A 14,809-nucleotide genomic window follows, 5' to 3' on the forward strand; every position below is an offset into this window, starting at 1 on the left:
CGCAACGACCGTTTCCGCCAAGGACTTTGAGGAGAGGGCATGTCCCCGCGTACGAACGAGAGCGCGACGACGGACGCCGAGGAGGCCACGCCCGACACGGGCGCCGTGGGGGCCGCGGAAGCGCCCGACGCAGGCACCGCGGAGGTCCCCGAAGCGCCCGACGCAGGCACCGCGGAGGTCCCCGAAGCGCCCGACGCAGGCACCGCGGAGGTCCCGGAAGCGCCCGACGCAGGCACCGTGGAGGTCCCCGCAGCGCCCGACGCAGGCACCGTGGGAGCCGCGGAGGCGCCCGGCATCGGCACGGTCGGGGCCCCGGAAGCGCCCGCCGACGAGCGCGTCGCCGCTGTGCGACGGCTGTCGGTGTCTCAGCGACGCCGGCGTGCGGCCCAACTCATCACCTGCTCCGCCGCGTTGGCCGTCGCGCTCACCGCGGGTGCGGTGGTGCTCGGGGCCGTCCGGGACGGCGGAACGACCTCCACCGTGGCATCCGCGCCCACCGGCGCATCGCCACAGCTGCTCGCCGGCGGGGATCTGGACGCGAGCATCACCTCTCTGCAGGCCCATCTCAAGTCGCAGCCCAAGGACTTCGGCGGCTGGGCGACGCTCGGGCTCGCGTTTGTGGAACAGGCCCGCACCAAGGGCGATCCCTCCCGGTATCCGCAGGCCGAGCAGGCGCTGGACCGATCCCTGGAGCTGCGCCCCGACAACGAGTCCGCGCTCGCGGGGCGCGCCGCCCTCGCCGCGGCCCGGCACGACTTCACCGGCGCCCTCAAGTACGCGGACAAGGTGCTGAAGGAGAATCCGTACAGCGAGCGCGCCCTGTGCTCCCGCATCGACGCCCTGGTCGAACTCGGGCGCTACGACGAGGCCTCGAAGGCCGCCGACGTGGCCGACTCGCGCCACCCCGGCGTGCCCGTCTTCACGCGGTACGCCTATGTGCACGAGCTGCGCGGCGATGTGAAGACCGCCCGCCGGGTCCTTCAGCAGGCGCTCAGTACGGCGACGACCCGCGGCGACGTCTCGTACGTGGCGACCGCGCTCGGCCAACTCGCGTGGAACCAGGGCGAGTACGGCACGGCGCTCACGTACTACGCGCGGGCGCTCGGCGCCGACGACACCTACCTCCCCGCGCTCGAAGGCCGCGCCCGCGCGCAGGCGGCGCGGGGGGACCGCGCGACGGCGATCCGTGGCATGGAGCAGGTCGTGGACCGCTATCCGCTCCCCCAACCCCTCGTGGAGCTTGGAGAGTTGTACGAGGCGCGCGGCAAGAAGGGCGACGCCCAGAAGGCCCGTGACCAGTACTCCCTGGTGAACGCCTGGGTCTCGCTGGCCCGCGCCAACGGCGTCGACGCCGACCTCGACACCGCTCTGGCCGCCGCCGACCACGGCGACCGCGAGGCCGCGCTGAAGGCGGCCCGCGCGGAGTGGGCCCGCCGCCACACCGTGCACACCGCGAACGCCCTCGCCTGGGCCCTGCACGTCAACGGCCGCGACACACAAGCCCTGCCGTACGCCCGCCGGGCGACGGCCACCGGCTACCGCAACGCGTCCTTTCTCTACCACCGCGGCATGATCGAGCGCGCCACCGGCCACGCGAAGGAGGCCCGTGCCTCGCTGACGTCGGCCCTCGACCTGAACCCTGGCTTCTCACCGCTGGGCGTCCATGCGGCCCGTAAGGCACTGGAGGCCGCGAAGTGAAGCCCCGTCGCGTCCCAGCCTCCTGCGCGGCCGTCCTCACGGCCGCCTGCGCACTCGTGCTCGTGCCCTCCGGGGCCGCGAGCGCTCACCCGCTCGGCAACTTCACCGTGAATCGGTACGACGGACTTGTCGCCGCCCCGGGGCAGTTGCGGGTCGACCACGTCGAGGACCTCGCGGAGATTCCGGCCACACAGGCCAAGCCGCAGATAAACAAGCTCGGCATGGCGGACTGGGCCCGCGAGCGGTGCGCGTCGGCGGCACGCGGCAGCGAGGTCACCGTGGGCGGGCGCGAGGTGCCGCTGACGGTCGGCGCGAGCCACGCGCGCGTGCGGCCCGGGCAGGCGGGTCTCAACACCCTGCGTGTGGAGTGCCGGTTGACGGCGTCGTTGCCCAAGGGGGACACCGTTTCCCTCGGCTTCCACAGCGCCGGGGCCGACCGGGGGCCCGGCTGGCGCGAGATCACCGCGCGCGGCGACCGGATGACGCTCACCTCGTCGGACGTACCGAAGAAGTCGGTGTCCAAGGAGCTGACCGACTACCCCAAGGCGCTGCTCTCCTCGCCGGCCGACACCGCGAAGGCGTCTGTGCGGATCCGCCCCGGCGGCCCCGCCCTCGTAGAGGAGCGGCGGAACGCGCCGGCCGCCTCCGTACTGCCGCGCGGCGCCGACCGCTGGACCCGGGCGCTCGACGGGCTGGTGGCCCGCCATGATCTGACGTTCGGTTTCGCCGCGCTCGCCCTGCTCATCTCGGTGGGCCTGGGCGCGATGCACGCGCTCGCGCCGGGCCACGGCAAGACGCTGATGGCCGCGACGGCGGCGGCACGCGGGGGCAGGGCGCGCCTGAAGGACGTCCTGCCCCTGGCCGCCTCCGTGACGGTCACCCACACCCTGGGCGTCGTCGCCCTCGGCCTCCTGGTCACGGCCGGTTCAGCGGCGACGCCGTCCGTGATCGCGTGGCTGGGCATCGCGAGCGGCGCCCTGGTGACGACCGCGGGCGTGACGCTCGTACGCCGGGCCTGGCGCAACCGCGCGCACGGGCACGGGCACTCCCCTGGTCACGGACATACCCACGATCACGGCCATGACCACGGACACACGCACGACCACGACCACGACCAGGCCCACGATCACGGACACCCGCACGACCACCACCCCCACGAGCACGCGGAAGAACACGAACGCCCCTTGGTCCTCGCGCACGCCCACGCATCCCCGGCGACGGACACCAACGGCGGGGCCCACCCCCAAGGCCGCGCGGATGCGCACACGCACACCGCCACCGCCGCCCCCTCCCCCACCCTCGAACACACACATGGCGGCTTCACCCACACCCACTCCACCGCCCCCACCGTCCGCGGCACGATCCTCCTCGGCTTCGCCGGAGGGCTCGTGCCCAGCCCGTCCGCCGTCGTCGTGCTCGTCGGCGCCGCGGCCCTGGGACAGGCCTGGTTCGGGCTCCTTCTCGTCCTCGCGTACGGCGTCGGGCTCGCCCTGACGCTCACGGCGGCCGGGTTCGCCGTCGTCAAGCTGGGCGGCGGGATGACCCGGGCCCTGGCCAAGCGCCCGCGGTGGGCCGAGGGACGCGTCGTGGCCCTGTTGCGCAGGAGCGCACCGCTGGGATCGGCGTTCGTCGTCGTAGCGCTTGGGGCCGGATTGGTGTTCAAGGGGGCGGCATCCGCACTCGGCTGAGCTACTTTTGTGGAGAAATCGCGCGGATGCGAATGGGGGACGCACGTGTCCGAAGATCCGGGCAGTGAACGTGTGATCGCGGGGCGCTACCGTCTGCTGTCGCCCTTGGGCGAGGGCGGCATGGGAACGGTGTGGCGCGCCCGCGACGAAGTGCTGCAGCGCGAGGTCGCCGTCAAGGAGGTCCGCGCCCCGGCCGGACTTCCGGCGCACGAGGTCGAGCGGATGTACGCGCGGCTGGAACGCGAGGCCTGGGCCGCCGCCCGCGTCTCGAACCGCAATGTGGTGACGGTGTACGACGTGGCCACCGAGGACGGCCGGCCCTGGATCGTGATGGAGGTGATCCGTGGCCTCGCCCTCTCCGATCTGCTGGACGCCGAGGGCCCGCTGCCCCCGCAGCGGGCTGCGCACATAGGCGCCGAGGTGCTCGCCGCGCTGCGTGCCGCGCACGAAGCGGGGGTCCTGCACCGCGATGTGAAGCCGGGCAACGTCCTGATGGCGAACGACGGACGGATCGTCCTCACGGACTTCGGTATCGCGATGGTCGAGGGCAGTTCCGCGCTGACGATGACCGGCGAGGTCATCGGCTCACCCGAATTCCTGGCTCCGGAGCGGGCGTTGGGCCGCACGCCCGGACCCGAGTCGGACCTGTGGTCACTCGGGGTGCTCCTGTACGCGGCGGTCGAGGGAAACTCGCCCTTCCGCCAGAACACTCCACTGAGCACACTGCGGGCCATCGTCGACGAGCCGCTTCCGACGCCCCGCCGCGCGGGCTCCCTGGGCCCCGTGATCGAGGGGCTGCTCGCCAAGGACCCGGCCGAGCGGTTGGGCGCCGAACAGGCCGAGCACGAACTGCGGATCGTCGCCGCGGGCGGCACACCGCCCGCTCCGACCCCGGGCGTGCCGTCCCCCGGCCCCTTCAACACGGAGACACGCGCGGCGTTCCCCCAGCCTCCGCCCGGACCCACGCCACAGCCCGGGTTCGGGCCGGCCTCGGCCACCCTGCCCGCGACCGCCACCACCCCCGAGCCCGCCCGCAATCGCCGCGCCGCCGTCGTCCTGATCGCGGGCATGGTCGCGCTCGCGCTCGCCCTCGGCGGACTGACGTACGCCCTGCTGAACCGCGACGGCGGAGACAGCGGCAACGGCGGGAGCGCCAACACCAGCAACAGCGGCCCCGACAAGGCATCCAGCGGCGGAAGTTCCGGTGGAGGACACAGCAGCAGCGGGAACGGCAGCACCGGCGCGGCCGGTGGGGGAAGTCCCTCCACGAGCGCTCCCGGCGGCGGCCATACGACCACGCCCCCGCCCGCCCAATCCGTGCAGGTGACGGTCATGGGCCGGCGCACCGACTACTCCGGTGCCTGTCCGCCGCCCGCCGACCAGGCACCCTCCTTCACCGCGACGTTCACGGTGGGCCGCGTACCGGTGGACGTCGAGTACCGCTGGGTGACGAAGTCGGGCGATGTCACCGACCCGGGATGGAAGACGCTCTCCTTCCCTGCCGGGGGCGGCAGGACCCAGCAGAAGACGGTGGTGGCGTCGACGTACGACACGAGCGGGACGTTCCGGAACGAGATCAGCGTGGAGGTCCGCAGTCCCGTCCGCGTGACGTCCAACTCCGTGCCGTTCTCGATCACTTGCGCGACGGAGACCCCGACGGACGAGGCCTCCGCTTCCACGTCACCCTAGGCGGATGTTCAGGCCACGCCGTTGAAGACCGGCAGATACCCGCCGGACTGGCCGGCCGCGGTCGGGTGGTAGGACTCGCCGATGTTCAGCCAATTGAGGCTGTGCAGCCAGGTGTCGCTGGAGCAGATCTCATGGCCGGTGAAGGTGCCTCTGACGTCGCCGAAGGTGAAGCCGTGGTCGGCGGCGCGCTTGGCGATCGCACTGTCCAGGTAGTCGGCCGCGCCGTTGATCGCGGACCGTTTGGTCTCCGAGAGGCCCGCCACGCAGGAGCCGCTCAGCTTGTAGAAGCGGGGGTAGCCGATGACGACCACATGGGCGGCCGGGGCTTTCGCGCTGATCGCCGAGTAGACGGTGTCGAGTTGACCGGGGAGCGTCGAGTCGACGTATGCCTTCGCCGTGGCGATCCGCGCGAGGCAGGAACTGTCGGACTGGAGCACACACGTCGTCATGACATCGGAGAAGCCGGCGTCATTGCCGCCGATGCTGATCGAGACGAGGCCGGTGGAGGAGTTGAGCGGGCCCAGCTGGTTCGCCAGGACATCACCCGTGCGAGCACCCGAGCAGGCGGTGAAGTCGAAGGACGAGGGCGAGTGGGCGGCAGCCCAGAGATAGGGGTACGCCTTCGTGCTGCGCTTGCAGTCGCCGCTGGAACTGATGTAACTGCCCGAGCCGACACCGGAGGAGTAGGAGTCGCCGAGGGCCACGTAGCCGGTGGTCACGGCGGTTTGGGACGCCTGCGCCGTCGCCGCCCCGGTGAGGGCGAAACCGACGGCGAGGAGGAGTGAGGTCACGTATGCCGTAATTCGGGAACGTCTCATGGAACCTCCCTTTAGCAGGATCTCTGCCACAACTGTCGTAGCAGCTACGCGTGTTGACTGGAAGTGTCCATGCCAAGACTTTTCGGCCCCTACCGGTTCCCACCCCGCGTGTTCACCATGGGTTCGATTGCGTGTACATGACAGCCGTGCGCCAAGGCGTCAACTCCCTTGAGCAACACCGATCGATCGCGACGCTCTCGGGCACCTCGACGGCCACCCCGCACGTCGCGGGCGCGGTCACCGTCCACCTCGCGGGCCACACCTCCGCGACCCCGGCGCAGGTCGCCGCGGCTCTGGTGAACGGCGCCGCCTCCGGCATGGTCACCAGTGCGGGCACCGGCTCGCCGAACAAGCTCCAGATCGCGTCGAATCGCTTGCCCTGAAAGGCAGTTCCCCGGAGGCGACCAACGCCTCCGGGGAACACCTGTTCAAAGAAGGCCAAGAACCCGCACGCGCGTCTTCCGCATCTTGACTACCCCCCGACCGCTGCGCGACATTGAAGCCCGGCATCCGGCGCTTCAGGGGGCAAAGTCGCCAATGCAGACCATACGCATCAAGACACCTTCATCACGGGACGCGGAGCGGTCGGGACAGGATCCGGGGAGGGACCTGTTGCCGCTGCTCGCGGGTGCCGCGACCGTGGTCGGGGTGGTCGGTGCGGTCCTCGCGCTCGCCGACGTCGACTCACCGCTGCGCGGACCGTTCACGCTGTTCTTCCTGCTCGCGGCGCCGTCGGTCGCCATCGCGGCCGCGCTGCGCGGGCTGGAACCGTTCGGCCGCATCCTGGCATCGGTCGCGGGCGCGGTCGTCGTCAACATGCTGGTGGCCCAGGGCATGCTGGCCGTGCACCGCTGGTCGGTCCGTGGCGGGATCGCAGCCGTGACCGCGATCAGCAGCGTCATTCTCCTGCTGGTGCTGGTACGGCGCAGGCGCCGCCGCACGGCGGGAACACGGGCCTCCTGACGTGGACATCAGCGTGTACCGCCCGGGTGAGCTGAGCGCGGCCGACCGGGCGGCCTGGACCGGTTTCCAGTCCAAGGCCCACCTGACCGGCTCGCCGGGGCCGGCGAACCCGTTCCTCTCTCCGGAGTTCACGCTCGCGGTGGGCCGCTGCAGACGCGGCGTAAGGATCGCAGTGGTACGCGAGGGCGGAGCCGGCGGCGTTCTTCCCGTTCCAGAGAACCACCACCGGCGTCGGACGGGCCGTCGGCCTCGGCGTCTCCGACTGCCAGGGCCTCGTGCACCGCCCCGGTTTCACCTGCCAGGCCCATGACCTGCTGCGGGCCTGCGGACTCGCTGTCTGGGAGTTCGACCATCTGGTGGAAGGCCAGGAGCCTTTCGAGGCGGGAGCCTCCGGCACCTTCCCGTCCCCGGTCATGGACCTCGACCAGGGCTACGAAACGTATCTGCGCCGACTGCGAGCCCGGTCGCCGAAGTTCACCCGGACCACCCTCGCCAAGGAGCGCAGGCTCGGCCGGGACGCCGGCGGGGTGCGCTACGTGCACGACGAGCGCGACCCGGCGATGCTGCGCACGCTGATCGGCTGGAAGTCCGGGCAGTACCGCAGGACCGGGCGCAGCGACCGCTTCGCGCACGCCTGGATCAGTCACCTGGCCCAGCAGCTCCACCACACCCGCTCCGAACCCTTCGCCGGGCTCCTTTCGGTGCTGTACGCGGACGGCAAGCCGGTCGCCGCACACTTCGGGCTGCGCACCGAAAGGGTCATGGCGTGCTGGTTCCCGGCGTATGACCCGGCGTTCGCGAAATACTCCCCCGGCCTGATCCTGCATTTACGCATGGCCGAGGCGGCCGCGGCCGACAGAATTGCATATGTGGATCTTGGGCGGGGCCAGAGGGATTACAAGGACTCCCTCAAGACACGGGATCTTTCCGTGTCCGAGGGGTGGGTGACACGACGTCATCCCGTCGCATTCGGGCACCGGGCGCACCGCGCCCCGGCCCGGGCGCTGCGCAATGCGGTGCTGTCTCGGCCGTTGCTGTTCGAGCCGGCCGACAGGATCCTCAAACGGATGGGGAAAATCCGTTCGAGGTATTAGGTAACGGCCATACCAACAAAAAGGTGAGGCCTCGTTCCAGGTCTTGCCATAGGGACGCAATCGTCAATACCGTCATACATCTCACCCGCATCGGTCCATCTTGCTCGTGCGATCTAGGGGAGGGCTCAAGATCGCGAAGAGGGCCCGGCGCGGGGCGCGGTAGGGGGGTGCCGTGCTCGGTGACCACATCTGTGCCGAGTCGTGCCGCGCGACCGGCTTCCGCTTTTCCGAAAGCCGGCCAGCTTTGCCAGCTCACCCGGCAGGCACGGAGATCCATTTCGTCATGCCGTAAGTGAGAACCCCCCTTTCGAACCGGACAAAGAGCCGGACTGCCCAGGGGCGGGCGGTCCACCGGACGAGAGGGACCAGACTCATGAGCTCAGTCCTGCGCCCAGCCTTTTCGGGCCAAGATCCGTTAATGGCCAGCAAGTACCGACCCATCTCCTCTCACCTGGCCATCGCGCCACCGGTGAGTGTCGTGATTCCCGCCATGAATGAGGCCGAGAATCTCCCGTACGTCTTCAAGACCCTTCCCGGCTGGATTCACGAAGTGGTTCTTGTGGACGGCAATTCCACCGACAACACCGTCGAAGTGGCCCGCGAGCTGTGGCCGGACGTCAAGGTCGTCGAGCAGCGCGGAAAAGGCAAGGGCGACGCCCTGATCACCGGATTCGAGGCGTGCACCGGCGACATCATCGTGATGGTCGACGCGGACGGCTCCGCCGACGGCAACGAGATCGTGTCGTACGTCTCCGCGCTGGTGTCCGGGGCGGACTTCGCCAAGGGCTCCCGCTTCGCCAACGGCGGCGGCACGTCCGACATGACACCGATCCGCAAGCTCGGCAACCACGTGCTGTGCGCGGTCGTCAACGCCAAGTTCGGCGCCCGCTACACCGACCTCTGCTATGGATACAACGCGTTCTGGCGGCACTGCCTCGACAAGATCGACCTCGACTGCACCGGCTTCGAGGTCGAGACCCTGATGAACATCCGGGTGGTCAAGGCGGGGCTCAAGGTGCAGGAGATACCCAGCCACGAGTACCTCCGCATCCACGGCAGCAGCAATCTGCGCGCCGTGCGGGACGGGTTCCGGGTGCTCAAGGTGATCCTCAAGGAGCGCTCCAACCGGCGCGCGCTGCGCCGCAGGCCGCACGCCGCGCAACTCGACTCGGGCCAGGGAGAGGTGTCTTGAGCGAGCCGCACATCGCGCGCATCTCGGTGGTCGTCTGCGTCTACACCGAGGACCGCTGGGTGGACATCCTCGCGGCGGTCTCCTCGGTGCGGGCGCAGTCCCTGCCCGCCCTGGAGACGCTCCTGGTCGTTGACCACAACGCCACGCTCCTGGAGCGGCTGACCAGGGAGTACAAGGAGACCGACGGGGTGCGGGTGCTCGCCAACGCGGGCCCCCGCGGTCTGTCCGCGGGCCGTAACACGGGGATCGCCGCCTCGCGCGGCGAGATCATCGCGTTCCTCGACGACGATGCCGTGGCCGAGCGGGACTGGCTGCGGCACTTCGCCGCGGGGTACGCGGACCCGCGTGTCATGGCCGTCGGCGGCCGTACGATGCCGATCTGGGCGTCGGGCCGCCGCCCGGCCTGGTTCCCGGAGGAGTTCGACTGGGTGGTGGGCTGCACGTACAAGGGGCTGCCGCAGGGCCGCGTACAGGTCCGCAACGTCCTCGGCGGAAACGCTTCCTTCCGTCGTACGGCGTTCGACGCGGCGGGCGGTTTCGCGACCGGTATCGGCCGCGACGGCGACAAGCGTCCGCTGGGCTGCGAGGAGACGGAGCTGTGCATCCGCCTCACCCGCGCCAAACCGGACGCGATCCTGCTGATCGACGACCGGGCGGTCATCCATCACCGGGTGCCCGAGGCACGCGAGCACTTCGGGTACTTCCGCACGCGCGCGTACGCCGAGGGCCTGTCCAAGGCGCTCGTCGCCCGAAGCGTCGGCTCCGACAAGGGACTCGAGTCGGAGCGCCGCTATGCGACCCGCGTCCTGCCCGCCGGGGTCGCGCGCGGGCTGCGTGACGCGGTGCTCGCCCGGCCGGGCGGCGCGGGCCGCGCGGGCGCCATCGTGGCCGGGGTTCTGACGGCGGCCGGTGGGTACGTACTCGGGAGCGTCCGGGCGCGCAGGGGTGGCGCCACCTTCTCCGTGGTGGAGATCGAGGGGGTCCCGGACGGCGAGGGGGCTTCAGCATGAGCGGACCTGTGCCGATTCTCATGTACCACTCGATCGCGACCGCGCCCAACGACGCGACCCGCGCACTCTCCGTCGCGCCCGAGGCCTTCGTCGAGCAGCTGGCGCTGCTCGACGACCGGGGCTTCACCCCGATCGACACGGCTCGGTTGGCGGCCGGCTGGCGATCCGGTGGCCCGCTGCCGGCGCGTCCCGTCCTGATCACCTTCGACGACGGCTACGAGGGCGTGCACCGGCACGGCCTGCCCGTGCTCGCCAAGCACGGCTTCGCCTCCACGCTGTTCGTCTCGACGGGGTGGATCAAGGGCGCGTACGACACCGGGGGCGGCCTCGACACCATGCTGGACTGGGACCAGGTGCGCAGGCTCGCCGAGGAGCAGGTGGAGATCGGCGGGCACAGCCACACGCACCCGCAGATGGACCAGCTCCCCGACGACGCACTCTGGTTCGAGCTGCTGCGCTGCAAGGAGATCATCGCCGAGGAACTGGGTGCCCGCCCCGTGTCGTTCGCGTATCCGTACGGCTACTCCAGCCGCCGGGTGCGCCGTACGGTGCGCGAGGCGGGGTTCGCCCAGTCACTCGCCGTCGGCAACGGCCTCGCGCGGCGCCGGCAGGGCCCGTACGCCCTGCAGCGCGTCACCGTGCGCCGCAGCACCGGTATCGAGGAGTTCGAGCGGCTGGTCGAAGGCCGTGCGATCGCCCGCAACTTCGCCCGGGACCACGCCCTCACCAAGGGGTACGCCATGGTCCGAAGAGCACGACAGGTCCGCCGGAAGGCCATCCGTTCCCGTGTCTGACACGACGACCACAACCCAGGCTTCCACACCCACGACCGAGGCACCCGAGCAGCAGTCGGGGCGCCGCCTCCGTCTGCCCGGCAGGAGCCGCAAGGGTGCCGGAGGGGGCAACCAGCTGTTCCGCAACGCCTACGCCCTGATGCTGAACACCGGGATCTCCGCGGTGCTCGGGCTCGGCTACTGGCTGGTAGCCGCCCGCTACTACTCCGAGTCGGCGGTCGGCCAGGGCTCCGCCGCGATCGCCGCGATGAAGCTCCTCGCGGGCCTCACCGCGGTGACGCTGACGGGCGCCCTGGCCCGCTTCATCCCCGTCGCCGGGCGTGCCACCGGACGACTCATCCTCCGCACGTACGCGGGCAGTTCGGTGGTCGTGGCGCTGGCCGCCGTGGTCTTCCTGCTGACCCTGAACCTGTGGGGACCCTCGTACCGCTTTCTGCACGGGCCGCTCAACGGCCTCGGCTTCATCCTCGCGGTCGTCACCTGGTCGCTGCTGACGCTCCAGGACGGTGTGCTGACCGGGCTCCGCAGCGCGTTGTGGGTGCCGGTGGGCAACACCGTGTTCTCCGCGGCGAAACTGCTGCTGCTCGTCGGCCTCGCCGCCGCGATCCCCACCACGGGCGTCTTCGTCTCCTGGGTGGCGGCGATCACCCTGTCGGTGGTGCCGCTCGGACTGCTGGTCTTCCGGCGCCTGGTGCCCCGGCACATCAAGGCGACCGAGGAACGCGCGAAACCGCCCTCCTTCAGGGAGATCGGGCGCTTTCTGGCCGGCGACTACACCGGATCCCTCTTCTCGCTCGCCGTGGTCTACCTGGTCCCGGTGATCGTCGCCTCGCAGGTCAGCTCCACCGACAACGCGTACTTCTACATCACCACCACGATCGGCGGCACGGTCAACCTGCTCGCCATCAACATGGGCGCCTCGCTGACCGTCGAGGGCTCGCACGACCCGGCGCGGCTGGCCGCCAACACCCGGGCCGCGCTCAAGCGGATGGCCCGGATCATGCTGCCGGTGTGCGGGCTGCTGTTCCTCGGCGCACCGTTCATCCTGCACGTCTTCGGCGAGGGCTACGCGCACGCGGCGACCCCGCTGCTGCGCTGGTTCGCCGTCGGCGCGGTGCTGCGGGTCGTCATGGAGACCTACTTCGCGGTGCTGCGCGCCCAGAGCCGCACCTCCGGACTCGCCTACCTGCAGGGCCTGTTGTGCGTAATGGTGCTGAGTCTCACGGTGATCCTGCTGCCGCGCATGGGCCTGACCGGCGCCGGCGTCGCCGAGATCTCCAGCCTCGCGGTGATCGTGGCGATCGCCGCGCCCAAGCTGTACAAGATCGTGCGGACCGCGCCGCCCGCGGAGGTCCCCGTGGACACGGCGCCGGACGGGGACCTCGCCGACCTGGGGGCGCGCGAGGTCCCCGCGACGAAGAGCGGTCCTTCCTGGGCGAAGAAGCTGGACGCCGACACCCTCGCGCTCGGCATCCACGTCGACTTCGACCACCAGGAACGCAGGCCCGACGTACGACCGGGACCGGGCACGCCGCCCACCGGGACACCCTCGGCAGGGCCGGACCACCGCCCGACATGGGCGCTGCGGCCGCAGGTGGGACTGCCGGTCGAGGCACGGGAGCCGGGTTCGGAGGCCAGCCTGGGCCCGTCCGAGGCGCCGGAGGTGGACGCTCCGTTCGAGACGGGCGAGCAGGTGAGCGCCCCCGCAGGGGCGCGGGGCGTGACATCAAGCGGCTCCGCCGCGGGGGCGCGACCAGCCACAATGGAGCCGCAGCCGACGGACAAGCCACCCCGATCCCTTCGGGAACGCTTGACGCACCCGTCCAAACCGGGTGTCGTCCTCGGCTGCCTGCTGATCTCCGCACTACTCCTCTACTGGGTCCCCGCAGTGGGCCTCGACGACGGCTCCCTCGCCCGCATGGGTGGCCTCGGACTCATCTCGGTGCTGCCGCTGCCGACCCTGGTCGGGGCGGCGTTGCTGATCACGGTCTTCGCCTCGCTGCTCTGGATGAACCGCGAGCACAAGGGACTCCTGCTCATCACCCTGCTCGCCACCGTGGTCTCGCTGCACGCGCTCCCCGCGGTGATCGAGACCGAGCCGCGGTTCGCGACGGCCTGGCAGCACCTCGGGTTCCTCGACTACATCGACCGGACGGGCTCGGCCGTACCCGACCTGGACGCCCGCTGGAGTTGGCCCGGCTTCTTCGCCGCGGCCGCGTTCATCACGAAGGCCTGCGGAGTCACCGACCTCACCGAGGTCATCCGCTGGTGGCCGCTGACCATCCAACTCCTCTACCTGGCACCGATGTTCCTGCTCATGCGCTCGATGCGGGCGAGCTGGCGGGCCAAGTGGACCGGCATCTGGATCTTCGTGCTCAGCGGCTGGGTCGGACAGGACTACTTCTCGCCGCAGGGCTTCACGTATCTGCTCTATCTGGTCTTCGTGGCGGTCCTGCTCGTGTGGTTCCGGGCGCCGCGCGTGCTGTGGACGAAGGCGCGCCCCGGCGAGGTGGAGGTCGAGCCGGCCAACCGCCGTCAGCGGGCCGTCCTCCTCATGATCCTGACAGGGCTGTTCGCGGCGACCGTCCCGGCGCACCAGCTCACGCCGTTCGTGATGCTGGGCGTCCTCGCGGTCCTCGTCCTCATCGGCCGCTCCGAACTGCGCGGTCTGCCGATCCTGTTCGCCGTGCTGGTCTCGGTCTGGATCTCCTTCATGGCCGAGCCGTACTGGTCGGGTCACTTCGACGACCTGTTCGGCGGAGTCGGCGGGGTCGGCGGCAATGTGTCCTCGTCCGTCTCCGGCCGTATCCAGGGCGGCAGTTCGACCCACAAGCTCGTGCTCTACACGCGCGTGCTGCTGGCCGGCGGCGTGATGGCCTTCGCCTGCTGGGGCTGGTGGCGTCGCCGCGACCACAAGTACCGCGAGCGCTCGCTGCTCGTGCTCACCTTCGTGCCGTTCCTGGGCTTCGGCATGCAGTCCTACGGCGGTGAAATGGCCCTGCGCGTCTTCATGTTCGCGCTCCCGGGTGCGGCCCTGCTCGCCGGTCTCACCCTCTTCCCGCGCACCGGCGTCACCGCGAAGGAGCGCGAGAAGGACCGGGTGAGTCTCGCCCCACTCGCGGCCCTCATGGCCGGGCTGCTCCTCATGGGCGGCTTCCTGGTGGCCCGTTGGGGCAACGAGCCCTTCGAGCGGATCAGGCCCGGCGAGGTCGCGGCCATGAACTACGTGTACGAGCACGACGATCCGACCGTACGGCTGCTGTGGCTGAGCAACGACACGCTCGACAACGTGACGCCGGCGATGCCGTGGGGCGCACGGGACATGGAGAAGGTGAACTACGTGCCCACGCTGGCGCCCGCCGACCCGGTGCTGGTGTCCGGGCTCGTCAAGGCGCTCAAGGACGCGGGCCCGAACTCGTATCTGATGATCAACCGCAGCCAGGTGGTCTACCTCGAGATGGACGTGGGCTATTCGGCGAGCTGGGAGTCGAGGCTGATCACCAACCTCGACGACCGGCAGGAGCTGAAGAAGGTCCTCGTCAACGACGACGTGACGATGTACGCGCTGCGCAAACAGCCCGCGGGCAAGGTCCCGAAGGCCGATCCGGGGCCCATCGGGCCTCAGGTGACCTGGACGCCGTGGTCGGTCGTCGGTGGTCTGGCGGCGATCGCGCTCATCGTGCTGCTGACGGCACGAGAGGTCGTACGGGTCGCGGTGCGGCCGAGCGTGCGGCAGCTGCGCTGGCTGCAGAGCAGCTTCTGGTTCTCGCTGCCCCTGCTGGCGGTGTTGCTGGCTTCGATGGTGCAGCGGTTCCTGACGATGAAGTAGTACGTCCCTGCACGGGCGCTGAAGTGGCTCACCG

General features: G+C 70.5%; 10 protein-coding genes and 1 pseudogene. 10 read left to right on the forward strand and 1 reads right to left on the reverse strand.

The window, feature by feature from the left end:
- Nucleotides 1–39: 39 nt before the first annotated feature.
- Genes OG390_RS10980 through OG390_RS10990 form a run of 3 tightly spaced genes read left to right on the forward strand, consistent with a single transcriptional unit; the run spans nucleotide 40 to nucleotide 5,075 of the window.
- The gene (locus OG390_RS10980; RefSeq protein ID WP_406167053.1) at nucleotides 40–1,698 is read left to right on the forward strand and encodes a tetratricopeptide repeat protein; all 1,659 of its coding nucleotides are present in this window, start codon (nucleotides 40–42) and stop codon (nucleotides 1,696–1,698) included.
- Nucleotides 1,695–3,386: a nickel transporter gene (locus OG390_RS10985; protein WP_406167055.1), complete on the forward strand. Its 1,692-nt coding sequence runs from the start codon at nucleotides 1,695–1,697 to the stop codon at nucleotides 3,384–3,386. The genes OG390_RS10980 and OG390_RS10985 overlap by 4 nt, the downstream gene beginning before the upstream one ends.
- A gap of 45 nt (nucleotides 3,387–3,431) precedes the next feature.
- Nucleotides 3,432–5,075 carry a serine/threonine-protein kinase gene (locus tag OG390_RS10990; RefSeq protein WP_406167057.1) on the forward strand — a complete coding sequence of 548 codons (1,644 nt, stop codon included), beginning with the start codon at nucleotides 3,432–3,434 and terminating at the stop codon, nucleotides 5,073–5,075.
- A gap of 8 nt (nucleotides 5,076–5,083) precedes the next feature.
- Here OG390_RS10990 and OG390_RS10995 read toward each other — a convergent pair whose 3' ends face one another.
- Complete coding sequence (locus tag OG390_RS10995) at nucleotides 5,084–5,893, reverse strand: SGNH/GDSL hydrolase family protein (RefSeq protein WP_406167059.1); 810 nt, start codon at nucleotides 5,891–5,893, stop codon at nucleotides 5,084–5,086.
- Nucleotides 5,894–6,039: 146 nt separating this feature from the next.
- On the opposite strand from OG390_RS10995, the gene OG390_RS11000 reads away from it, so the two are divergent.
- The 7 genes and pseudogenes from OG390_RS11000 to OG390_RS11030 all read left to right on the forward strand — a co-directional run bounded on the left by OG390_RS11000 (nucleotide 6,040) and on the right by OG390_RS11030 (nucleotide 14,775).
- Complete coding sequence (locus tag OG390_RS11000) at nucleotides 6,040–6,276, forward strand: S8 family serine peptidase (RefSeq protein ID WP_406177604.1); 237 nt, start codon at nucleotides 6,040–6,042, stop codon at nucleotides 6,274–6,276.
- 154 nt (nucleotides 6,277–6,430) lie between these two features.
- Nucleotides 6,431–6,856, forward strand: coding sequence for a hypothetical protein (locus OG390_RS11005; protein ID WP_406167060.1), 426 nt, complete (start codon nucleotides 6,431–6,433; stop codon nucleotides 6,854–6,856).
- A gap of 1 nt (nucleotide 6,857) precedes the next feature.
- Nucleotides 6,858–7,950, forward strand: a pseudogene (locus tag OG390_RS11010) (GNAT family N-acetyltransferase).
- Nucleotides 7,951–8,323: 373 nt separating this feature from the next.
- Nucleotides 8,324–9,142: a glycosyltransferase family 2 protein gene (locus OG390_RS11015; RefSeq protein WP_406167062.1), complete on the forward strand. Its 819-nt coding sequence runs from the start codon at nucleotides 8,324–8,326 to the stop codon at nucleotides 9,140–9,142.
- The gene (locus OG390_RS11020; RefSeq protein ID WP_406167064.1) at nucleotides 9,139–10,152 is read left to right on the forward strand and encodes a glycosyltransferase family 2 protein; all 1,014 of its coding nucleotides are present in this window, start codon (nucleotides 9,139–9,141) and stop codon (nucleotides 10,150–10,152) included. The genes OG390_RS11015 and OG390_RS11020 overlap by 4 nt, the downstream gene beginning before the upstream one ends.
- Nucleotides 10,149–10,946 carry a polysaccharide deacetylase family protein gene (locus OG390_RS11025; protein ID WP_406167066.1) on the forward strand — a complete coding sequence of 266 codons (798 nt, stop codon included), beginning with the start codon at nucleotides 10,149–10,151 and terminating at the stop codon, nucleotides 10,944–10,946. The genes OG390_RS11020 and OG390_RS11025 overlap by 4 nt, the downstream gene beginning before the upstream one ends.
- On the forward strand, nucleotides 10,939–14,775 hold the full coding sequence (locus OG390_RS11030) for a lipopolysaccharide biosynthesis protein (RefSeq protein WP_406167067.1): 3,837 nt from the start codon (nucleotides 10,939–10,941) through the stop codon (nucleotides 14,773–14,775). Before OG390_RS11025 ends, OG390_RS11030 begins: the two co-directional genes overlap by 8 nt.
- Nucleotides 14,776–14,809: the final 34 nt, after the last annotated feature.

This window comes from Streptomyces sp. NBC_00996 (assembly GCF_045162675.1).
Taxonomy (GTDB): domain Bacteria; phylum Actinomycetota; class Actinomycetes; order Streptomycetales; family Streptomycetaceae; genus Streptomyces.